Raw genomic sequence first — 22,474 nt, 5'->3', positions numbered from 1 at the left:
ACCGCACGGCGAGCCGCGCCGTCGTGAGAGTAGGGGCCGTGCTCGCGACCCCGACCGTCCTCTCGAGGAGTCGACATGCGACGCACCCTGACCATCACCGCCCCGGCCCGGACCGTCCGCGCCGCCCCCGCCGTCGTGCTCGTCGCCGCGTTGGTCGGCGTGCTCGGTGGGTGCTCCGGCGGGGGAGGCGGCCTCTACGGCGGAGGCGGGAGCAGCCCGTCCACGGACTCCGGCACGACGAGCGACGGCGGGACCGGCGACGGCACGGGATCCGGGCCGGCCCTCGGGACGGCAGACTCCTCGCTCGGGACCATCGTGGTCGACGGTCGGGGCATGACCGTCTACTACTACGACAAGGACACGAAGGGCTCCGGGACGAGCGCGTGCGAGGGCGAGTGCGCCGCCGCGTGGCCAGCGGTCCACGCGGCGAGCGCGGAGCCCGAGGTCGAGGGCGTCACGGCCGAGGTCGGCACCATCACCGGCGTCGACGGCGAGCTCCAGGTCACGGTCGACGGCCGCCCCGTCTACACGTACGCGGCCGACCAGGCCCCGGGCGACGTGTCGGGTCAGGGGGTCAACGGTGTCTGGTACGTCGTCGCGCCGGACGGCACCGAGATCATGGACGCCGCCCCCGCGGCCGGGTCGGACTACTGACCGGCCCGCCCGGGCGCGGGCGAGCCGCGTCCCTCCCGCTACCGTCCGGTCGTCGAGAAGTGCTGGTAGTCCACGGGGCTCTCCCAGGCCCCGCCCCACGACCAGCCGGCAGCGGCGAACGCCCGCACCACGACGTCGTCGGGCAGGACGACGCCGGGCGCGGGCTCGCGCGCGACGAAGGCGGCACCGGCGGGCGGCGCGACCGCCGTGCCCCGGACCCACGGGTTCTCGACGGGGTTGACGTCGATCGCGCGCCCGAAGGAGTGCTCGGACCACCGGTCCGTGCCCGCGACGGGGCGGCAGTTGAAGGCCGACGTGTTGTCCGCCGCCATGCTCGCGTCGTCGTCCCCGCCGAAGTCGTCGACGAGGCGCATCGACCGGATCGGGTACCCGGCGTCGAACAGCGTGCGGAACACGGTCACCACCCCGTCCGCGACGTCCGCGTGGACGACGAGCTCGCCCGTCGCGACACCGCCCTCGAACGTGCGGTGGCTCAGCGTCAGGTACCGCAGGTCGGAGAGAGGCACCGGGCAGCCCTCGCGCCAGGACGAGGGAGTCATGCGCGCCGCGAGGCCGGTGTCGATCTCGGAGACGGTGCTCTCGAAGACGGGCGCCTGCGGGACCGCGGGCGGCGCCGACGCGGGGACGTCCTGTGCCGCGGGGCCGCCCCGGTCCGGTGCAGCCGCAGCGGGAGCAGGCGCCGCCGGCTCGGGCGGTGCCGAGCGGTCGGACGGGCCGGTTGCGCCCGCAGCCGAGGAGTCCCCCGGGGGCGTCGGGCTCGGGTCGGGCCCGGACGAGCAGGCGACGAGCAGGCTCGCGCTCAGCAGCAGCCCGAGCGTCGCGACGGTGCGCGCGGCGGGGGAACCCGACGACGAGGCCATGGGGCCAGTCTCCGCCCGGTGCGGAGTGCGGGCTCGCGCTGACCCGGCTCCGCGGGGTCGGGTCAGGCGTGGTCGAGCGGCGGCGAGCTCAGGCAGAACGGGTGGCCCTCGGGGTCGGCGTAGACGCGGAAGAGGTCGTCGGGGTGACCTTCCTCCTCCGGCGTCCCCGTGAGCGGGCGCGCGCCGCACGCGACGGCGTGCTCGTGCGCCGCGGCGAGGTCGGGCACGTCCAGGTCGACGTGCACCCGCGCGCCGCCGGGCCACGGCGGGACGTCGGCGTCGGACCGCTGGAACGCGAGGCGCGACGCGCCGCCCGGGATCTGGAGCGACAGCCAGTCGTCGCCGGCAGGGTCTGTGCTCTCGTGGCCGGGGGTGTACTCCCAGCCGGTGAGGCGGCGGTAGAACTCGGCGAGCGCGCGCGGGTCGCGCGCGTCGACGGTCGCGTTGCGGAGCCGCATCGGCCGTGGGTCGGCCATGGTCAGCCGAGCTGCTCGCGCAACCACGCGACGTCGGCGGGGACGTCCGCGTGCGTCTCGCACGCGACCGACGTCCCGGCCGCCCGGACGACGCCGAGCAGGAGGTCCGGGTCGATCGTCCCGGCCGTGAGGCCCGCGTGGCGGTCGGCGCCGGAACCGGCGGTGTCGCGGCTGTTGTTGAGGTGGACGAGGTCGACGCGACCGGTGATCGCGCGGACCTGGTCGACTGCCGTCGTGAGGTCGATGCCGCCCGCCCACGCGTGGCACGTGTCGAGGCAGAAGCCGACGTTCGCGGCGCCGTCGGCCTGCTGGATCGCCGCCCACAGGCCCTCGATGCGCTCGAGGCGGCGGGCCATGGAGAAGTCGCCGCCCGCGGTGTTCTCGACGAGGACGGTGACGTCCGTCTGGAGCGCGTCGATCGCCTTGCGCCAGTTGTCGAACCCCTTCTCCGGGTCCTCCTTCGCGGTGACGTGCCCGCCGTGGACGACGACGCCCGTCGCCCCGACCGCCGCCGCGCCGTCGACGATCTGCTGGAGCAGCTTGCGGCTCGGGATGCGGATGCGGTTGTTGGGGCTCGCGACGTTGATGACGTACGGCGCGTGCACCACGAGCTCGAGGTCCGCCGCCGCGGCGGCGTCCTTCAGGGCCTCCGCGCCGCCCGGGAAGGTGAACTCAGGTCCCTTCCAGGACTGAGGGTCGCCGAGGAAGATCTGGGCGACGTCCGCGCCGATGCTCGCTGCCTGCGCGACGACGTCCGACTGGTCGAGGTGGGCTCCGATCCGCATGGGGACCAACCTACGCGGACCCGCCCACGAGCGCGGAGCGGGCTGCGTCAGGGGCGGCCCAGCACCGTCGAGCAGAAAATCCATCAGTTTGATTTATACTCGTCCCCACGGCGCGATCGCGTCGAGCGCCGTGCGTCGGCACGTCGCGCGCACCCGACGAGGAGGACGAGTGGCCGAGCCGATCACCCTGCACGCGAGCGCGACGGAGGCGGGGCGACCCCTGACCCACTTCTGGAGCACGGTCGTCGGCGCCGGGCGCGCGAACGAGGGGCTGCGCGCCGACTGGCAGCGCCACCTCGCCACCGTGCGGTCCGAGTGCGGGTTCGAGTACGTGCGGTTCCACGGCCTCCTGCACGACGACATGTTCGTCTACACCGAGCGCGAGGACGGCACGCCCGTCCTCAACTTCCAGTACGTCGACGCGCTCTTCGACGCGCTGCTCGACGCCGGGGTGCGGCCGTTCGTCGAGCTCGGCTTCAGCCCTCGCGCGCTCGCCCGCGAGACCGAGACGGTGTTCTGGTGGGGCGCGCACGGCGCGCCGCCCGTCGACCTCGACCGGTGGTCCTTCCTCGTGCGCTCGCTCGTCGAGCACTGGGTCGCGCGCTACGGCCTCGCCGAGGTCCGCGAGTGGTACTTCGAGGTCTGGAACGAGGCGAACCTGCGCGGCTTCTTCCGCGGCACGCGCAGCGAGTACCTCGCGCTCTACGCCGCGTCGGCCCGGGCCGTGAAGGGCGTCGACGAGGCCCTGCGCGTGGGCGGCCCCGCGACGTCGAACTTCGTGCCCGACGCCCGCTTCGACGGCGAGACCGAGGACTTCCAGGTGCACGAGGCGACGCTCGGCGCCGACCTCGACTCCCTCGACTGGAAGCCGGTCTGGCTCGAGGCGTTCCTCGACTTCTGTGAGCGTGAACACCTGCCCGTCGACTTCGTCTCGACCCACCCGTACCCCACCGACTGGGCGCTCGACGAGCACGGCCAGGGCGCGCGCCTGACCCGCGAGGTCGACGCGACCCCCCGGGACCTCGCGCTCCTGCGCCGCCTCGTGGACGCGAGCGCGTTCCCCGACGCCGAGATCCACCTCACCGAGTGGAACTCGTCGTCGTCCCCGCGCGACTTCACGCACGACTCGGTGCCCGCCGCCGTGTACGTCGTCCGGTCCGTGCTCCGCTCGGTCGGCACCGTCGACTCGCTCGCGTACTGGACGTTCACCGACGTCTTCGAGGAGGGCGGCGCGGGCGACGAGATGTTCCACGGCGGGTTCGGCATGATCACGCTCCAGGGCGTGCCGAAGCCGACGTTCCACGCGTACCGCATGCTGCACGCGCTCGGCGGCACCCTCCTCGCGACGGCCGACGACGGCGTCGTGACGCGCGACGACGCGACCGGCCGCGTCGCTGCCCTCGTGCACCACTACCCGGCCGAGGTCACGCGCTCGGTCCCCGCCTCGTTCGACGACCGCACCGTCGCGGACGCGACGGAGGCATCGGGCTCGCCGCGCGACGTCGCGCTCGTCGTCGAGGGGCTCGCACCCGGCGCGGTCGTCGAGCTCGAGACGCTCGACCCCGAGCACGCGAACCCGGTCGCCGCGTGGCGCGCGATGGGCGCGCCCTCGTCCCCGACCCGGGAGCAGACCGCGCTCCTCGACGCCGCGGCCCGCGCGACGCGGCGCGAGTCCGTCGTCGTCCCGGCCGACGGCGTGCTGCGGGTCGAGCGCACGCTCGCGCCCTGGTCGCTCCTCCTCGCCCGACAGGTCGCGTGAGGGGCCCGATCGTGCGCGCCGGTGGGAAGATGTGGCGGGGCGGGCGCCCGGCCCGGTCGTCGTCGACCGGGCGCGAGCAAGGAGGCAGGGCGTGACGATCGACCAGGCGGACCAGCAGGCGGCCGCGCAGTCCGCGGTGCGCCGCGGGACCAACCTGCCGCGCATGGGGGACTTCAACGAGTCGGTCATCCTCGACGCGATCCGCCGCGCGCCCGAGGGGCTGAGCCGCGTCGAGCTCGCCGGTGCGACGGGCCTGTCGGCCCAGACCGTGTCGAACATCTGCCGCCGCCTCCTGGAGGCCGGGCTGGTCACCGAGGCGGGCAAGAAGAGCGGCCGCGCCGGCAAGCCGCGCACCGTGCTCCAGATCGTGCCCGGCGGGCGGTACGCGCTCGGCGTCCACCTCGACCCGGCGGTCGTCACGTACGTCGTGCTCGACCTCGCGGGGCGCGTCGTCCACAGCCTCCGGCGCCCCACGCCCGCGGTGGTCGACCAGGAGTCGACCATCGCCGCGATGGCCGAGACGATCGACGCCGTCATCGACGCGTCCGGCGCCGACCGGGACCGCATCCTCGGTCTCGGCATCGCGGTGCCCGGCCCGATCGACCTCGCGACCGGGTCCGTCGTCGACCCGCCCCGGCTCGTCGGATGGGGGCGCGTCCCGCTGCGCGACCGCCTCGCCGAGGCGACCGGGCTCCCCGTCCTCATGGACAAGGACGTCATCGCGGCCGCCGTCGCCGAGCGGTGGGCGGGGGCTGCGACCCACTCCGGCAACTTCCTGTTCTTCTACCTCGGTGCCGGGTCGGGCATGGGCGTGGTCGTGGACGACGTCGTGCTGCGCGGCGCGTCCGGCAACGCCGGGGAGGTCGGCGGCCTCGACGCGAACTGCACCACGCGCGCCCTGGTCAACGAGGCCGTCTCGGCAGGCGTGCTCGACGCCGTCCCCGGCCGCGGCCCGAGCGTCGAGGGCGAGCAGCTCGCCCGGCTCGTCGACCTCGCCGCGGCGGGGGAGCGCGGCGCGCAGGGCATCATCGACCGCTGGGCGCGCCGCGTCGGCACGGGGGTCGCCGCCGCCGCCGCCCTCCTCGACTCCGAGCTCGTCGTGTTCGGCGGACCCAACTGGCCGCTGCTCTCTCGCCGGTTCTTCGCGACGGTCGAGCCGATGATCTCCAGCTCGCCGTTCGTCGACAAGATGCACGATATCCGCGTCGTCAGCACGCATCTCGGCGAGGACGTCGGCGCCGTCGGCGCGGCGTGTCTCGTGCTCGACCAGACCCTTTCTCCTCAGCCCCAGGCCCTCCTGCTCGGCTGACTCGTCCCGCCTGGATCTCGGCCCGCGAGGGGAACCCTCGTCCGAGACCAGGCTTCCCCCCGCGACCCGGGTCCGGCCTCGGCGGACCGGCACCCGCCGCGACCGGAGGGTCAGGCGCGGTGGGCGCTGCCGTCGGTGGCGCGCAGGAGCGCCCAGCGGTCGTGCTCCAGCGGGGCGCCGACGGGGTAGCGGCGGGCCGCGGCCTCGTCGAAGTCGACGCCGAGGCCGGGGGCCTCGGGCGCGAGCAGGTGGCCGTCGGTCGGGACGGGGGCGCCGGGGAAGACCTCGAGCGTCGCGTCGCGGAAGGTCGCGGCCTCCTGGACGCCGAACGCGGGGGAGGAGATGTTGAGCGCCATGTTGGCCGCCATCCCGACGGGCGTGACGTCGCCCGGCCCGTGCGGCGCGGTGCGCACCCCGAACATCTCGCACACGGCGACGAGCTTGCGCGTGGGCGTGAGCCCGCCGAGCGTGGGGATGCGGATGCGCGCGAAGTCGATCGACCGGCCCGCGACCAGCGGGAGGTAGGCGCGGGGGTCGTGGTAGAGCTCGCCGACCGCGAGCGGGGTGGTGCCGGCGGCGCGCAGCTCGGGGAAGTGGGCCGCGTCCTCGGGCGCGAGCGCGTCCTCGAGGAAGAACAGGTGGGCGTCCTCGACGGCGCGCACGAACTGCCGGGCCTCGGCGGGGGTCATGCGCTCGTGGGCGTCGTGGAGCAGCTCGACGTCGGGCCCGACACGGTCGCGCACGTCGGCGAGGATGCCGGGCACGTGGCGCAGGTAGGCGAGCGTGTCCCAGCGGTCGGTGCGGGCCCGACGGCGCGCGGCCTCGGCCTCGTCGCGCGGTGCCGTGCCGTAGGTGTCGCGGCCGGGGACGGCGACCTGGACGCGCACGTGCCGGTAGCCGCGCTCGACGGCGGCGAGGACCTTCTCGGCGACCTCGGCGGCGTCGGCGCCGTCGACGTGCGTGTACGCGTCGGCGTAGGCGCGGGCCTTCCCGCCGAGGAGCTGGTGGACGGGGAGGCCGGCGACCCTGCCCTTGAGGTCCCAGAGCGCGACGTCGACGGCCGCGAGCGCGTTGTGCTCGATCGAGCCGCCGCGCCAGTAGCCGCTGTTGAGCAGCAGGCGGTGGAGGTCCTCGATGTCGGAGGGGTCGCGTCCGACGAGCATCGGGCCGAGGTACTCGTCGATCACGGTGCGCGTCGCGAGCGGACGCTGCGGGTCGCTGCCGTCGCCGAGCCCGTAGAGGCCGGGCTGGTTGGTCTCGACCCGCACCACGACGTACGGGCAGCCCTGCGGGCCTGTGAGGAACGTGCGCACCGCGGTGATCCGCAGGCCCTCGTCCCCGGTGCCCGAGCGCTCGGGCGTCCACGGCGCGGGGGCGAGGACGTCCCGGACGACCTCGCGGACGGGCTCGGGGAGCCCGGCCCCGCTGCCGTCCGTGCCGGGCTGCTGCGCTGCTGTCATCGGTGACCTCGTTCCGCGGGTTCGGGGTGCGCGGGACGGTCCGCGCGACAGGTGGACGGGGGCCGGACGAGGGGCGTCCGATCGCCGTCGTTGACACTGTACATCGAATTGATTTATGTTTCCGGAACCGCGACGCTGCCCCGGCGTCGCCCGTGGACCGAGAGGCTTCCCGTGAACCGACACCGACGTCGTCCGTTCCCTGCCCGCATCACCGCGACCATCGCCACCTCCGCCCTGCTCGCCGGCGCGCTCGCCGCGTGCAGCGGGCCGGCCGGTGGCGGCGGCAACGGCGGCGGCTCCGGCGAGGGCGACCCCGACAGCCTGACCATGTGGACCTTCAAGCAGTCCCACGTCGAGCCCCTGCAGAACGCCGCGAAGACGTTCGAGGAGGAGACCGGGATCTCGGTCGACGTGCAGGCGTACACCCCCGACGACGCGTTCATCACCAAGGTCCAGGCGGCCGCGCAGACGGGCGACCTGCCCGACGTCATGGAGGTCCACACGCACGGCGACGACTTCACGTTCGGGGGCGCCGGGCTGCTCGAGGACCTGTCCGACGACGTCGACGACGACTGGAGCTCGCGCTTCCTGCCCGCCGTCGCGGAGGACGGCACCGTCACCCCGGCGTACTACGAGCAGTCGCTCGCCGAGGGCTCCAAGACCGCGGGGATCGAGGAGGGCCAGCGGTTCTCCGTGCCCTTCACGATCGGCACGTTCGGCATCGTCTACGCCAACAAGGAGCGCCTCGAGGCGGCGGGGGTCACCGAGGCCCCGAAGACGTGGGAGGAGTTCGTCGCGGCGCTCGACGCCGTCAAGAAGACGAACCCCGACGACGGCGGCGTGAGCATCGGCTTCCAGTCGTCCACGACGGGCCTCGAGTGGCTCATGCAGCCGATGGCCTACGGCCAGCTCGGCAAGGACGACTTCGGCGCCCTGTTCGGCCAGGACCCGGCCAAGAACTTCGCGTCGCCCCACGGCGTCAAGGTGCTGGAGACGTACAACCAGATCCAGCCCTACTGGATGCCGGGCACGCAGTCGCTGACGATCGACGACGCGGATATCGCGTTCGCGCAGGGCAAGTCGACGTTCGACATCGGCGGCACGTTCACCCTCGCCTTCCTCGCCCAGAACGGCATGGACGCCGAGAACATCGTGACCTTCCCGGTCCCGGCCCCCGAGGGCGGCGCGATCGACGACCTCCAGCTCGCCCCGTTCGGCCTCACCGGCCTGTCGGTCTCCGCGACCACGGGCAACAAGGACGGCGCGCTCCAGTGGATCAAGTACCTGTCCGAGCAGGACGTGGCGGCCACGTTCGCCCAGGACGCGCTCGACGTCCCGCCGGTGGACCTCGGCGACGACCCGTCCTCGACGGTCGGCCCGGTCCTGGGCGCGATGATCGGCGCGTTCGGCGAGGGCGAGAACGCCTACAACCCGGGTGACACGTCGTACCGTCCGGCGGCGTACGACGCGGCCCAGGTCGGCGACGCCGTCATGGAGCTGACGCCGCTCGCGACGCAGGACGTCGCGGCCGTCTCGACGACCGTGGCCACGCTCATCGACACGTTCTGGTCGCAGTCGAAGTGACCACCCCCGCGACGATCGCCGCCGACGCTCCCGCCCACGGGAGCGTCGGCGGCGGCCGGCGCCGCGGCCGGCAGAAGATGCGCTACCGCGGCAAGGAGGTGGCGTGGGGCTACGTGTTCATCGCTCCCGCGCTCCTGCTGTTCCTCGTCATGGGCGTGTACACGCTCTTCTTCGGCGCCCAGCTCTCGTTCGTGCGCTGGAACGGCCTCACGCCCACGTGGGAGTGGGTCGGGCTGAAGAACTACGCCGACCTGCTGTGGGCGAGCCCGATCTACGCCCCGGTCGTGCACCGCGCCGCGCTCAACACGCTCGTCGTGATGATCGCGGTGCCGATCCTCATCCTCGCGGTCGCGTTCCCGCTCGCGATCGTGCTCAACCAGGCGCGCCGGTTCGCCGGCGTCCTGCGGTCCGTGTACTTCGTCCCGTACGTCACGGCGGGCATCGCGGTCTACATGGCCTGGCAGTACGTGCTCGAGCCCAACGGCGCGATCAACCTCCTGCTGCGCGCGCTCGGCCTCGGCAGCCTCGCGCAGCCGCAGGGCTGGCTCGGCAACCCGTCCACCGCCCTGCCGACGCTCATCGTGATCATGGTGTGGTCCGGCGTCCCCGTCGCGATGCTCCTCTACCTGACGGGTCTCCAGTCGATCGACTCGTCCGTCCTCGAGGCGGCCCAGCTCGACGGCGCGGGGTGGTGGCGCACCAACTTCTCCGTCGTGCTGCCGCTCCTCAAGGGCACGACCGCCGTCATCATGCTGCTCAACGTGCGCGACGCGCTCCAGGGCTTCCAGATCTTCCTCATCATGACGAACGGCGGCCCGGCCGGTCGCACGAACGTGCTCGGCCTGGAGACGTACGACCTCGCGTTCCAGCAGCAGCTCGCCCCGACCCTCGGTCTCGCGAGCGCGCTCGGCTGGCTCCTGTTCTTCGCCGCGCTCGCCGTCGCGATCGTCAACCAGCGCGTCACGAGGGAGAAGTGATGACCACCGTCGCCGACCGCACGCAGCTTCCCGACGTGCCCGCACTCACCCCGCGTCGTCGCGGCACGCCCGCCAAGGTGGTCGTCGCCCGCGTCGTGGTGGGCGTCCTCCTCGTCGGGTACGCCGTCGTGAGCCTGTACCCGTTCCTGTGGATGGTCTCGGCCGCGTTCAAGACGCAGCAGGAGATCGTCATGGGCGGGGGCAACCTCATCCCCGCCGAGCCGACGCTGTCGACCCTGGTCGACACGTGGAGCCGGCTGCACTTCTTCGACTACTTCCTCAACAGCGTCAAGGTGACGGGCCTGACGACGCTCGGCGTCGTCGTCGTGTACTCGGCCGCGTCGTACGCGTTCGCCGTGCTGCGCTTCCCGGGGCGGCAGGCGTTCTTCCGCCTGTTCCTCGTGCTGCTGTTCGTGCCGGGCGTCGTGACGCTCCTGCCGATCGTGCTGCTCGAGAACCAGCTCGGGATCCTCGGCACGCACCTGGGCCTGATCCTGCCGTTCGTCAACGGCACCGCGCCGCTGTCGATCCTGCTGCTCACCAATGCGTTCCAGTCCGTGCCCGGGGAGCTGCGGGACGCCGCGCGGGTCGACGGCGCGGGCGAGCTGCGCATCTTCGCGCGCGTCTACGTGCCGCTCGCGCGGCCCGCGATCATCACGATCGCGCTGCTCACCGCGATCCCGACGTGGAACGAGTACCTGCTGTCGCGGGTGTCGCTCAACGACCCGTCGACCTTCACGCTCCCCATCGCGCTGCAGCAGCTCCAGTCCTCGAACGTCGTCCAGTACAACCAGCTCATGGCGGGCGCGCTGATCGTCGTGATCCCGGTGATCATCCTCTTCCTCGCGACGCAGCGGTACTTCGTCAACGGCCTGGTGGGTGCCGTGAAGGGGTGACCCCGGGGGCCTCTCGGCCCCGACCGCGCAGCACGCACCACCGCACAGATCGGAACCACGCCATGACCGCCTCCACGCCTGCCACCGTGCCCGCCGACGGGCCCCTCGACCGGCCCGCCGGCGCCCCCACCGGGCCCGCTCTCCTGCCCGGCGCCACCGTCCTCGTCACGGGGGCCGCCGGGGTCATCGGGAGGGTCGCCGTCCCACGCCTCGCCGCCGCGGGGTACCGCGTCGTCGCCACCGACCGTGCGCCGTTCGACGCGCCCGCCGCCGCCGTGAGCCTCGTCGGCGACACGCGCGACGCGGCCTTCGTCGACTCAGCGCTCCGTGCGGGGCAGGGTCCGGACGCGCCCGCCGTCGACGGTGTCGTGCACCTCGCGGCGATCGCGTCGCCGGGCCAGGTGCCCGACGACGAGACGGTCGCCCAGAACGTGCAGGGCGCGTTCTGCGTGCTCGACGGCGCGGGCCGGGCAGGCGTGCGGGTCGCCGTCGCGGCGTCGTCGTTCTCCGCCTACGGCTACCCGTGGGCGGGCCGGCACCTCTCGCCCGCGTACGTCCCGGTCGACGAGGCGCAGGAGTCGGTCGCGGTGGACGCGTACGCGTTGTCGAAGCTGCTGTCCGAGCAGGTGGGGGAGTACGTCACGCGGCGCTACGGCCTGCCGACGACGATGCTGCGGATGCCGTTCGTCGGGTCGGGCGACCGGCTGCGCGAGTGGGTCGACCTCGCCCATCGCGACCCGGGCGCGATCCGGCAGGAGCTGTGGACGTGGCTCGACACGCGCGACGCGGTGGACGTGGTGCGCGCGATCCTCGAGTCGGGCGTCACGGGCCACCACGTGGTCAACGTCGCCGCGCCCGACACGACGAGCGACGTCCCGACGGCCGAGCTCCTCGAGCGCTACCACCCGGGCTCCCGCGTGACGCGGCCCCTCGACGGGTTCGCGTCCGTCATCGACACGACCGCGGTGCGCGAGCTGTTCGGGTTCGTCCCGCGCCACGACTGGCGCACGGGCGACGCGCTCGACCCCGCGACCGAGGCGCCGGCCGAGGGGGTGAGCGCCTGACCCCCTGAGCACGCACGCGTCAGTCAGTCCGAGAACAAGGGTGTTGAGGATGAGCATGCATGCTGGAGCAGGACGGGTCGTCGCCACCGGCGCGGCCCTCGTCATGGCGGTGACGGGGCTCGTGGCCCCGGCCGTCGCGAGCCCGGTGGTCGACGTCGACCGCTACCCGGTCGGGGTGGGCGCCGACCTGTCGGCCACCCCGGGCACGCACGGGATCGCCGTCGCGACCGCGCCGACGGCCGGGGCGCAGGACACGGGCGAGGAGGGCGGTCGCGCCTTCTGGCGCACCGACGCCGCGGCGGGCGCCGAGCGGATCGCGCTCGACGTCGCGGACGCGTACGTCGAGCGCCTCGCCGACGTGCCCGGGTACCTCGTGGTGGACCACCGCGCGGGCGAGCAGGTGGTCGCGACCGCGGCCGACGGCTCGGTCCTCGGCGCGGGCGCACCGGAGGCGGACGCCGACGGCGACGGCTGGACGTCGACCGTCGTCGCGCTCCCCGGCGGGGCGCTGGGACCGGGCACGCAGGCGGGCGGGGACCCCGAGGTGTCTCTCGCCGCTGCTGAGGGCGAGCTCTCCGTCGCGTCCGTGCGCGTCGTCGCGCAGGGCACGAGCGTGGACCTCGGCCCGACCGTCGCCGAGCGCGGGATCTCCGTGCGCGCGGGCGACGCCACGGCGGGCCTCGTCACGGGCACGGCCGACGGCCGCGGGTACTGGCAGACCGGCCGGGCCCAGGGCACGAATTTCGTCTACGCCAACGTGTCGGATGCGTACGCGCTCGACACGCGCGACCGCGTGCTCGTCGACGCGACCGTGCAGCAGGGCGGCGGCGACATGTTCCTCCAGTACGACGCGCCGGGCGACACGATCCCGCACATGTTCAAGCCGTCCCCGCGCCTCGCGCTCGGCACGGACGGCTCGTGGGTCTCGCGCTCGTGGCTGCTCGACGACGCGATCCTCACCAACCGCTCCAACGGCTCCGACTTCCGGCTCTCGGTCGAGGGATCACCGCAGGACGTGCGGATCGACTCCCTCGCGGTGACGGTCGTCCCGCGCGAGGTCGACCCGGCGATCGCGCTGCGGCGCCTCGTCGAGCGTGCGGACGTCACGTACGCCGCCGCCCGCGAGGGCGAGCGCGACGGCCAGTACCCGGCGGGATCGCGCGCCGACCTGCGCACCGCGATCGACGCGGCGGACGCCGTCGCGCAGGACCCGGGCGCGAACGGCGACGCGGTGGACGCCGCGACGACGGCGCTCGAGGACGCGCTCGAGGGCTTCCTCGGGTCGCAGGTCACGACCGACCTCGCGCGCGGCAAGACCGTGACCGTCAGCTCGGGCGGCCCCGCCGCGGCGGCGACGGACGGCGACCGCGGCACCGCGTGGGCCTCCGCGCGCGACGGCGACGCCGAGTGGGTCCAGGTCGACCTCGGCGCCGTCACCGAGATCGACGAGGTGCTGGTGCGCTGGACCCCGGACTACGCGCACGTCTACCGCGTGCAGGTGTCGACGGACGGCACGACCTACGACGAGGTCGCGAGCGCCGGTGCGATCGACGCGACGGGCGTCCGCACTCGGTTCGAGCCCGTCGACGCGCGCTACGTGCGCCTCGCGCTCGACGAGCGGGCGACGCAGCGCGCGACGTTCGCGCTGACCGACCTCGAGGTGCGCCGGGCCCCGGCCGTCCCGGTCGACCCCCGCCTCGTCGAGACCGTGTTCCCGACGGAGGACGTCGTGGTCGCGGACCAGGTGGTCACGGACTTCGGCGCCGACCCCACGGGCGAGGCCGACTCCACCGCCGCGATCCAGGCCGCGCTGTACGCGTGCCAGGACGCGACGGGCGGCACGGTGTGGCTGCCCGCGGGCACGTACCGCGTGACGGGCACGCTCGAGGTGCTCCCGCACTGCACGCTGCGCGGCGACCACCCCGACCGCGCGATCTCGCCGGACGCCGACCCGCTCGACGGGACGGTGGTCGTCGCGGACCTGTCGTCGGGCGACGACGGCCCGAGCCTGTTCCGCGTGGGCGGGAACGCGGGCGTCGTCGGCGTGACGACGTACTACCCCGGCCAGGACTCCGCGGACCCGGTGCCCTACGGCTTCACGGTCGAGCTCCCGGGGCGCGCGTGGCAGGGCGAGCAGAACTACATGATGAGCAGCGTCGAGCACGTGACGATGCTCAACTCGTACCGCGGCATCGGGATCTCCACGATGGCGCACGACCGCGGCGAGGGCGGCCCGGGTTCCCAGGTGCACGAGATCGCGAACGTGCGCGACGTCGTCGGGACCGCGCTCCTCGAGGGCGTCGTCGCCTACAACGGCGCCGACGTGGGCACGTGGCAGGACGTGACGTTCGACAACGGCGTGTGGGCCGGCGCGGGCGCCGCGTACGACGCCCCGGAGCGCGCCGTCCTCGACGCGTGGACGCGCGAGCACGGCACGGGCCTGGTGCTCGGCGACCTCGAGTGGGACGAGTTCTCCGGGATCTCGGTCGCGGACTACGCGGTCGGCATCCGCATCGTCAAGGGTCAGCGGGCGAGCTTCACCGGCTCGTTCCTCGACACCGACGTGCGCCGCACGGACGTCGCCGTCCAGGTCGAGGTCTCGGACGACCGCTGGGGCACCGCCTTCGCGGGCGGGATCCTGGAGGGCTCCGAGGCCGCGGTCCGCAACACGTCGGGCGGCTACGTCAAGCTCACGGGCACGGACGTGACGGGTGCCCTGGAGGGGACCGTCCACGTCCTCGACGGACCGGACGGCGGCGTGCCCGCGAGGCCGGAGCCGGTCCTCGCGCCGCGCCCTGCCGAGCGGCTCGTCGACGTGACGAAGGCGCCGTACGACGTGCCCCGCACGCCCGGTCAGTTCTCCGACGTCGACGTGACCGCCGCGATCCAGGCGGCGCTCGACGACACCGCGGCCGCGGGTGGCGGCGTCGTGTACCTGCCCGCGGGCTGGTACACCGTGCGCGGCCACCTCACGGTTCCCGCGGGCGTGGAGCTGCGCGGCTCGGCGGGCGTGGCGAACCGCGACTCGCTCGAGCTGAGCGGCGGCACGGTGCTCCTCGCGTACGAGGGCGGCGTGGCGCCGGCGGCACCGGGCGAGCCCGACCCGTCGGTCGGCGAGACGGCGTTCGTCACCCTCGCGGGCGAGGACGCGGGCCTGCGCGGGCTGCGGGTCTTCCACCCGGAGAACAACCCGGCGTGGCCGGAGGGCATCCGGTCGTACCCGTTCGCCGTGCGCGGCGACGCCCCCGGGGCGTACGTCGTGAACGTCGGCCTGACGAACGCGTGGAACGCGGTCGACCTCACCGCGGCCGCGGACGGCTTCCTCGTGCGCCGCGTCGTCGGGCTCTTCCTCTCCGAGGGCGTGCACGTCGGCGGGAACGACGGTGGGACGGTCGAGAACGTGCTGTCGAACGGCAACGTCATCACGCGCCTCGCGTACGGGCTGCCGGGCTGGGTCGAGGGGGCCGACCTGTTCGGCCAGGTCATCGACCCGGTCGCGCGCGAGCGCGAGGTCCTCGTGCGGGCGACCGGGTCGCAGGACCTCACGGTGCTCAACACGTTCGCCTACGGCACGCACGACGGCATCGTCGCGAGCGACGGCGCCACCGTGCGGGCCTTCAACCTCGGGACCGACAACCTCGGGCCGGGCGGGCACACGGTCGACGCGGACGCGTCGAGCGCCGTGACGGTGGTCAACCTCATGCGGTTCAACGGCACGACGAGCCGCGGACCGGTGACGATCGTCAACCCGCTCGCCATCCACATGGCGACGTCGGCGCTCGCGGTCGCGGCGGACCCCGCCGAGGGCGCCGCGGGGACCGTGCGCGTCGAGGGCAACGAGGCGGAGCCGGGCCGGTACGAGACCGGGAGCGCGGTGGCCGCGGTCGCCGAGCCCGCCGACGGGTCGGCGTTCGCCGGCTGGCGCGACGCCTCCGGCACCGTGGTCTCCCGCGACGCGCGGTACGCGTTCGCGCTCGCGGGCGACGCGTCGCTCACGGCCGCGTTCGTCGTCGCCCCGACGACCGGCGTCGAGGTCGAGGCGACCGGGCGGTGCCTCGCGGGCCGCGCGTACGTCGCGGTCCGGGCCACCAACGGGGGCGAGGACCCCGTGACGGTGCGCCTGGCGACGCCGTTCGGCGCGCGCACGGTCGACGACGTCGCACCGGGGAAGAGCGCCTACCAGTCGTTCGCGACGCGGGCGACGTCGGCCGAGGCGGGCACCGCGCAGGTCACCGTCACCGCGGGCGGCGGCGACGTCGTCCTCACGGCGCCGTACGACGCCGTGCGCTGCGGCTGACGCACCCGGCCGCGCACCCGCGCGACCGGCACGACGGCGGGGTCCGGGGCGACCCGGACCCCGCCGCCACACGGACGGGCCCGCAGGGGGCCCGCAGGAGAGGACGCACGACATGACGGCAGCCGGCGACGCACCCGGGACGATCCACGGGGCGGACCCCGCCGAGCTCCGGCGCCGGGTCGGGTGGCTCGGTCAGGTCGCGCGCGTCGACCAGCTCGTCGACGCCGACGGCCCGGCCCGGGGCGCGCGGCGGCTGCGCGTCGTGACGGGCGGTGGGCTGGAGCTCGACGTGCTGCCCGACCGCGCGCTCGACCTCGGCCAGGCCACGGTGCACGGCGTCCCGCTCGCGTGGATGGCTCCCGCGGGGCTCGCCGCGCCCGGGCTCTACCAGGGCGACGACTTCGGCACGACGTTCGGCGGCGGGCTGCTCGTCACGTGCGGCCTCGACCACGTCGGGTCGCCGACCGTGGACGCCGGGCGCCGGTTCCCGCAGCACGGTCGCCTCACGTCGATCCCGGCGAGCGTGGAGCGCACGGCAATCGTGGGCGACGAGGTCGTGGTCGAGGGCGTCGTCCGCCAGGCGTCGCTCCACGAGGAGCACCTCGTGCTGCGGCGCCGGGTCCGCGCGGGCCTCGGGACGACGTCCGTCACGGTCGAGGACACCGTGACCAACGAGGGCTGGCGCCCCGAGCCGCACCTCGTGCTCTACCACGCGAACCTCGGGTGGCCGCTCGTCGCCGAGGCCGCGGAGCTCGACGTCTCGTCGCAGCACGTCGAGCCGGACGGGCCGGACGCCGTGGGCGACCCGTGGCGCGAGATCACCGCGCCCGCCGACGGCTACCGCCAGCGGGTCCACCGGCACGACCTCGCGCCCGGGACCGGGCGCGCGGTCGTGACGAACCGCGACCTGGGGCTGCGCCTGACCGTCTCGTTCCCGACCGCGACGCTGCCCGTGCTCTACCAGTGGAAGATGTTCGCCCCCGGGCAGAACGTCCTCGGGCTCGAGCCCATGAACGCGCCCGCGATCGGCGGGCGCGTCGCCGCGCGCGAGGCGGGCGTCCTGCCCGTCCTCGCGCCGGGCGAGTCCGTCTCCTACGCCGTGCGGTTCGACGTCGAGCGCGTCTGACCGCCGCCCACCCACCCAGCCCGCGCCCCGCGCGAGACCGCCCAGGAGGCCGTCGCATGACCGACCGCACGTCCCCGCCCACCGCCCTCGTCGTCCGCGGCGGCTGGTCCGGGCACCGGCCCGAGGAGACGACCGACCTGTTCGTCCCCTTCCTCAGCGCGCAGGGGTACGTCGTGCGCGTCGAGCCGTCGCCCGCCGTGTACGCCGACCCGCGGACCATGGCGCAGGTCGACCTCGTCGTGCAGAGCGTGACCATGAGCGAGATCACCGGGGAGCAGGTCGCCGGGCTCGTCGCCGCCGTGGAGGCGGGCACGGGGCTCGCCGGCTGGCACGGAGGGATCGTCGACTCCTACCGCGCGAGCAGCGAGTACGCGCACCTCGTCGGCGGGCAGTTCGCCCACCACCCGCGCCGCACCGCCGGGCCGGGCACGCCGCTCGGGCCGCTGCGCGGCGACGAGACGGACAGCTTCGTCACGCACAGCGTGCGCGTCGTCCCGGAGCAGTCCCACCACCCCGTCGTCGCGGGGCTCGACGACTTCGAGATCACCACCGAGCAGTACTGGGTCCTCACCGACGACTACGACGACGTCCTCGCGACGACGACCGTCGAGGCCCGGCCCGAGGACCCCTGGCACGACCCGTCGACCTCGCCCGCCGTCTGGACCCGCCGGTGGGGCGCGGGCCGGGTGTTCGTGTGCACCGTCGGGCACCGGCCCGAGGACCTCGAGCACCCGACCGTCCGCACGATGGTCGAGCGCGGGATGCTCTGGGCGAGCCGGCAGGAGCACGCGCTGTGAGCGCCGGGTCGAACGCCGGCTCGGCCACCGGCCCGACCGCGGACCTCGACCGGCGCCGCCCGGCGGGCGTCGGGATCGTCGGCTGCGGCGCGATCAGCGGCCAGTACCTGGAGACGCTGCCCCGGCTCGACGGTCTGCGGCTCGTCGCCGTCGCCGACCTCGACCCCGGGCGCGCGGCGGCCGTCGCGGCCGAGCGCGGCGTGCGTGCCCTCACCGTCGACGCGCTCGTGCGCGACCCCGAGGTCGACGTCGTCCTCAACCTCACCACGCCCGCCGCGCACGAGGAGGTGGCGCTCGCGGCGGTCGCGGCCGGAAAGGACGTGTACGGCGAGAAGCCGCTCGCCGCGGACCGGGCCGCCGCGGCCCGGGTCCTCGCTGCGGCCGACGCCGTGGGCGTGCGCGTCGGGTGCGCGCCGGACACCGTGCTGGGCACGGGGATCCAGACCGCACGACGCGCGGTCGACGACGGCCTGCTCGGCACGCCCGTCGCGGCGACGGCGACGATGGTCACCGCGGGCCACGAGCGCTGGCACCCGCACCCCGACTTCTACTACCTCCCGGGCGGCGGGCCGCTGCTCGACATGGGCCCGTACTACGTCACGGCGCTCGTGCACCTGCTCGGCCCGGTGGCCTCCGTGGTCGGCGCGTCGAGCCGGGCGCGCGCCACGCGCACGATCGGCTCGGGTCCGCGCGCGGGCGAGGAGATCCCGGTCGAGGTGGACACGCACGTCACGGGTGTCCTCACGCACGCGTCCGGCGCGCTCTCGACGCTCGTCATGAGCTTCGACGCCCCCGCGAGCCAGGCGCCCCCGATCGAGGTCCACGGCACGCTGGCCTCGCTCCAGGTACCCGACCCGAACGGGTTCGACGGCGTCGTCCGGCTCCGGGGCGTCACCGAGGGCGCTGCCGATGCCTGGCGCGAGCTCCCCGTGAGCGCGGGGTTCCGCGGCGCCGGGCGCGGGTGCGGCCTCGCGGACCTCGTCGCCACCCCCGTCGGCGTCGAGCCGCGCGCGAGCGGTCGGCTCGCCCTGCACGTGCTCGACGTCATGGAGTCGCTGCTCGACGCCGCGGGCACGGGTGCGCGGGTGGAGGTCGGCACTGCCGCCGACCGCCCGCGTGCCGTCCCGCCCACGACCGTCCCCGACGAGAGGGGGTAGCACAGGACGCTCCTGCACGAGACGTGACCGACCGTGCCGGGACCGTGACGACGGCGTCGCGCCGGCACCCCCAGAGAAACGGACTTGAGCACATGAGCTTCACCCGACGTTCCTTCCTCGGCCTGACGGCCGCCGCCGCGGCGGCCGCCGCCGTCGGCACCTCCGCCTCCGCCGCCGGCCCGGCCGCAGCGGCCCTCCCGGGCGCCGCCGTGGCGGTGAGCCCGCCCGGCGACGTCGTCGGCAAGATCACCGCCGGCTACCAGGGCTGGTTCGCGTGCCGGGGCGACGGCGCCCCCATCGACGCGTGGTGGCACTGGGCCCGCCAGGCCGACCAGGCGCCGTCGACCGCCAACACCGTGATCAAGTCGTGGCCCGACGTCCGCGAGTACACGACGACGTACCAGACCGCGTTCCCCGCGCTCGGTGACGGCCGCCCCGCGCGCCTCTTCTCCTCGTACGACCAGCAGACGGTCGACACGCACCTGCGGTGGATGGCCGAGAACGGCATCCACACGGCCGCGCTCCAGCGCTTCAACCCGTTCGGCGGCGAGGGCCCGACGCGGGACGTCATGGCGAGCCGCACCCGCACCGCCGCGGAGCGCGCGGGCGTGAAGTTCTACGTCATGTACGACGTGAGCGACTGGTACGCGATGCGGAACCAGATCACGCAGGACTGGACGACGAAGATGTCGGCCCACGTCGCGTCGCCCGCGTACGCGCGGCAGAACGGCAAGCCCGTGGTGGGCATCTGGGGCTTCGGGTTCGACGACGCCCAGCGTCCGTTCACGCCGCAGGAGTGCCAGGAGGTCGTCGACTGGTTCAAGGCGCAGGGGTGCTACGTCATGGGCGGAGTCCCCACGTGGTGGCGCGAGGGGACGGGTGACTCGCGCCCCGGGTTCGGGGGCGTCTACCGGTCGTTCGACATGATCTCGCCGTGGCTCGTCGGCCGGATCGGGAACGTCGCGGGCGCGGACGACTTCTCCGCCCGGGCCACGGTCCCCGACCTCGCGGAGTGCACGCGCCTCGGCATCGACTACCAGCCGTGCGTCCTGCCCGGCGACCTCCAGGAGGGCCAGCGCGCGCACGGCGACTTCATGTGGCGCCAGTTCTACAACCACGCCCGGGCGGGCGTCGCGAGCGCGTACGTCTCGATGTTCGACGAGTACAACGAGGGCAACCAGATCGCGAAGACGGCCGCGACGGCGGCGGACGTGCCCGCCGGGTCCGGCATGCGCGCCCTCGACGAGGACGGCACGGCGTGCTCCCCGGACTACTACCTGCGCCTGACCCACGACGGCGGACGGCTGCTGCGCGGCGAGATCGCGCTGACGGCCCTGCGCCCGACGCCGCCCGTCGTCGGCGGCGGGCCAGGGCCCGTGACCGGGCTCGTCACCCTGCGGGCGCGCGCGAACGGGCAGTACGTCCAGGCCCGCCAGACCGACGGCGGCACGCTCGTCGCGGCCGGACCGACGGTCGGTTCGTGGGAACGGTTCCGGCTCGAGGAGCTGGGCGGCGGGGTCGTGGCGCTGCGCGCCGACGTCGACGGCCGCTACGTGTGCGCCGAGGGCGCGGGCGCGCAGCCGCTCGTCGCGAACCGCGCCGCCGTGGGGGCGTGGGAACGGTTCCGGCTCGAGGACCTCGGCGGCGGGGCGGTCGCGTTGCGCGCCGAGGTCAACGGCCGCTACGTGTGCGCCGAGGGCGCGGGCGCGCAGCCGCTCGTCGCGGACCGGACCGCCGTCGGGCCGTGGGAGACGTTCGACCTCGTCCGGCTCTGACCTCGCGGGTACCACGACGAGCTCGCGGGTACCACGACGAGCACGGGGCGCGGCGCCCGATCCACGGCGCCCGCCCCGTGCCCGCCGTCGGGGCGACCCACGGGACGCCCCCGAGGCCTGTCTACGGCACCGTGCGACCGTCCTGCCGCCCGACGACGCGGAGGACCACGAGCGCGACGACGGCGGCGACGACCTCGCCCGCGGCGAGCGCGGCCCAGGTCCCCGTGGGGCCGGTCGGCCCGAGCAGCAGGACGAGCGGGACCTTGATCGCGACGAGCGTCCCGACGGAGACCAGGTACGACGGGCGGGCCCGGCCGAGGGCCTGGAAGTAGGCCGAGACGAGGGGGGCGATCCCGGCGACCGCCATGCCGACCGCCAGGACGCGCAGGGCGTCGGTCCCGGTGCGGACGACGTCCGGCGCGTCGACGAAGAGCGAGACGAGGGGCTCGGCGAGGACGGCGACGACCCCGGCGACGAGGAGCCCGTAGAGCGTCGTCGCGCGCAGCGCCAGGGTGCGCGCCCGCGCGACACGGTGCCCGAGGCGGGCGCCGGCGTTGTACCCGACGACGGGCTGCAGGCCCTGGCTGATGCCGGTCTGGGGCATGGTCACGAACGTCTGGAGGCGCGCGCAGACGGCGAAGGCGGCGAGGACGGTCGCGCCGCCCGAGCGCGCCAGCGCGAGGTTGACGAGGACGGCGAGCAGCGTGGTGCCGAACCCCGCGAGGAACGACGGCGCGCCGACGCCGAGGACGGCGCCCATGGTCGGGCCGTGCGGCCTCAGGTCGGACCAGGCGATGCGGTAGGGCCGGTCCCGCTGGAGGAAGAAGAACCACACGCTCATCGCCGCGGAGACCGCCTGGCCGCCGACGGTGCCGAGCGCGGCGCCCTGGACGCCGAGGCCGAGCCCGAAGATCAGCAGCGGGTCGAGCGTGATCTGGACGGCGACGGGCACGAGCCAGAGCAGCGTCGAGAAGAGCAGGCGCCCCTCGGCGCGCACCAGGCTGGAGAACCCCGTGGACACGATCGCCCCCGCGAGGATGACGACGGCGTAGTCGCGCGCGTAGCCCAGGGTCGGGCCGGACGCGCCCAGCACGCCCAGCAGCGGGTCGAGGAAGGTGAGCCCGAGGACGGTCGTGAGCACGGCCGCCGCCCAGAAGGCGACGAACGCGTTCCCGGCGGCGCGCGCCGCGCGGCGGGGGTCGCCGGCGCCGAGGCTGCGTGAGACGAGCGACGCGCCGCCGACCCCGACCGTCGTGGAGACCGCGCCGAGGCCGAGGAGCAGTGGCGCGACGAGGTTCACGGCGGCCATCGCGGTCGGCCCGACGCCGCGCGCGACGAACCAGGCGTTCGTCAGCGCGTAGACGCCGTACACGCCGACGGAGAGCGTGGTCTGCGAGCACGTGTGCCACAGCAGCCTCCCCACGGGGCGGGTCCCGAGGAGGTCGGCGGTCGGCACGGTGCGTGCCGGCGCGGTCAC

General features: G+C 74.7%; 17 protein-coding genes. 12 read left to right on the top strand and 5 right to left on the bottom strand.

Annotated elements, in window-relative coordinates:
• The first annotated feature begins 75 nt into the window (after positions 1–75).
• Positions 76–654 (top strand): hypothetical protein, encoded by a 579-nt coding sequence (locus ACFVN3_RS12095; RefSeq protein ID WP_378233080.1) that lies wholly within the window; start codon positions 76–78, stop codon positions 652–654.
• Positions 655–692: 38 nt separating this feature from the next.
• Here ACFVN3_RS12095 and ACFVN3_RS12090 read toward each other — a convergent pair whose 3' ends face one another.
• The 3 genes from ACFVN3_RS12090 to ACFVN3_RS12080 all read right to left on the bottom strand — a co-directional run bounded on the left by ACFVN3_RS12090 (position 693) and on the right by ACFVN3_RS12080 (position 2,796).
• Entirely contained in the window at positions 693–1,535 is an 843-nt protein-coding gene (locus ACFVN3_RS12090) for a M15 family metallopeptidase (RefSeq protein WP_378233079.1), read from the bottom strand.
• Positions 1,536–1,597: 62 nt separating this feature from the next.
• Complete coding sequence (locus ACFVN3_RS12085) at positions 1,598–2,011, bottom strand: VOC family protein (protein ID WP_239576590.1); 414 nt, start codon at positions 2,009–2,011, stop codon at positions 1,598–1,600.
• 2 nt (positions 2,012–2,013) lie between these two features.
• Positions 2,014–2,796: a deoxyribonuclease IV gene (locus ACFVN3_RS12080; RefSeq protein WP_378233078.1), complete on the bottom strand. Its 783-nt coding sequence runs from the start codon at positions 2,794–2,796 to the stop codon at positions 2,014–2,016.
• Positions 2,797–2,965: 169 nt separating this feature from the next.
• Between ACFVN3_RS12080 and ACFVN3_RS12075 the strand changes: the two genes are divergently transcribed.
• Both ACFVN3_RS12075 and ACFVN3_RS12070 read left to right on the top strand, forming a co-directional pair.
• Entirely contained in the window at positions 2,966–4,555 is a 1,590-nt protein-coding gene (locus ACFVN3_RS12075) for a beta-xylosidase (protein ID WP_378233077.1), read from the top strand.
• 163 nt (positions 4,556–4,718) lie between these two features.
• On the top strand, positions 4,719–5,864 hold the full coding sequence (locus tag ACFVN3_RS12070) for an ROK family transcriptional regulator (protein ID WP_378233159.1): 1,146 nt from the start codon (positions 4,719–4,721) through the stop codon (positions 5,862–5,864).
• Between the two features lie 110 nt (positions 5,865–5,974).
• Here the strand turns inward: ACFVN3_RS12070 and ACFVN3_RS12065 are convergent, their stop codons facing one another.
• Positions 5,975–7,324: an enolase C-terminal domain-like protein gene (locus tag ACFVN3_RS12065; protein ID WP_378233076.1), complete on the bottom strand. Its 1,350-nt coding sequence runs from the start codon at positions 7,322–7,324 to the stop codon at positions 5,975–5,977.
• A 171-nt stretch (positions 7,325–7,495) separates the two neighbouring features.
• Here ACFVN3_RS12065 and ACFVN3_RS12060 point away from each other — a divergent pair, with 171 nt between their 5' ends.
• From ACFVN3_RS12060 to ACFVN3_RS12020, 9 genes are all read left to right on the top strand, one after another.
• Positions 7,496–8,908, top strand: a complete 1,413-nt coding sequence (locus tag ACFVN3_RS12060; RefSeq protein WP_378233075.1) for an ABC transporter substrate-binding protein — start codon at positions 7,496–7,498, stop codon at positions 8,906–8,908.
• On the top strand, positions 8,905–9,885 hold the full coding sequence (locus ACFVN3_RS12055; RefSeq protein ID WP_197088843.1) for a carbohydrate ABC transporter permease: 981 nt from the start codon (positions 8,905–8,907) through the stop codon (positions 9,883–9,885). The genes ACFVN3_RS12060 and ACFVN3_RS12055 overlap by 4 nt, the downstream gene beginning before the upstream one ends.
• Positions 9,885–10,781 carry a carbohydrate ABC transporter permease gene (locus tag ACFVN3_RS12050; RefSeq protein WP_087470567.1) on the top strand — a complete coding sequence of 299 codons (897 nt, stop codon included), beginning with the start codon at positions 9,885–9,887 and terminating at the stop codon, positions 10,779–10,781. Before ACFVN3_RS12055 ends, ACFVN3_RS12050 begins: the two co-directional genes overlap by 1 nt.
• Before the next feature lie 62 nt (positions 10,782–10,843).
• Positions 10,844–11,845: an NAD-dependent epimerase/dehydratase family protein gene (locus ACFVN3_RS12045; RefSeq protein ID WP_378233074.1), complete on the top strand. Its 1,002-nt coding sequence runs from the start codon at positions 10,844–10,846 to the stop codon at positions 11,843–11,845.
• A gap of 55 nt (positions 11,846–11,900) precedes the next feature.
• Positions 11,901–16,142 (top strand): discoidin domain-containing protein, encoded by a 4,242-nt coding sequence (locus tag ACFVN3_RS12040; protein ID WP_378233073.1) that lies wholly within the window; start codon positions 11,901–11,903, stop codon positions 16,140–16,142.
• A 112-nt stretch (positions 16,143–16,254) separates the two neighbouring features.
• Positions 16,255–17,268: an aldose 1-epimerase family protein gene (locus ACFVN3_RS12035; protein ID WP_378233072.1), complete on the top strand. Its 1,014-nt coding sequence runs from the start codon at positions 16,255–16,257 to the stop codon at positions 17,266–17,268.
• A gap of 56 nt (positions 17,269–17,324) precedes the next feature.
• Positions 17,325–18,065: a ThuA domain-containing protein gene (locus tag ACFVN3_RS12030; protein WP_378233071.1), complete on the top strand. Its 741-nt coding sequence runs from the start codon at positions 17,325–17,327 to the stop codon at positions 18,063–18,065.
• Positions 18,062–19,222, top strand: coding sequence for a Gfo/Idh/MocA family protein (locus tag ACFVN3_RS12025; RefSeq protein ID WP_378233070.1), 1,161 nt, complete (start codon positions 18,062–18,064; stop codon positions 19,220–19,222). Before ACFVN3_RS12030 ends, ACFVN3_RS12025 begins: the two co-directional genes overlap by 4 nt.
• Positions 19,223–19,314: 92 nt before the next feature.
• On the top strand, positions 19,315–20,997 hold the full coding sequence (locus tag ACFVN3_RS12020) for a hypothetical protein (protein ID WP_378233069.1): 1,683 nt from the start codon (positions 19,315–19,317) through the stop codon (positions 20,995–20,997).
• A 121-nt stretch (positions 20,998–21,118) separates the two neighbouring features.
• Here the strand turns inward: ACFVN3_RS12020 and ACFVN3_RS12015 are convergent, their stop codons facing one another.
• Positions 21,119–22,474 (bottom strand): MATE family efflux transporter, encoded by a 1,356-nt coding sequence (locus ACFVN3_RS12015; protein ID WP_378233068.1) that lies wholly within the window; start codon positions 22,472–22,474, stop codon positions 21,119–21,121.

This window comes from Cellulosimicrobium sp. NPDC057862, from assembly GCF_042797035.1.
GTDB lineage: Bacteria > Actinomycetota > Actinomycetes > Actinomycetales > Cellulomonadaceae > Cellulosimicrobium.
Note: the sequence above shows the minus strand (reverse complement) of the source record. Positions and strands in the feature narration are given on the sequence as shown.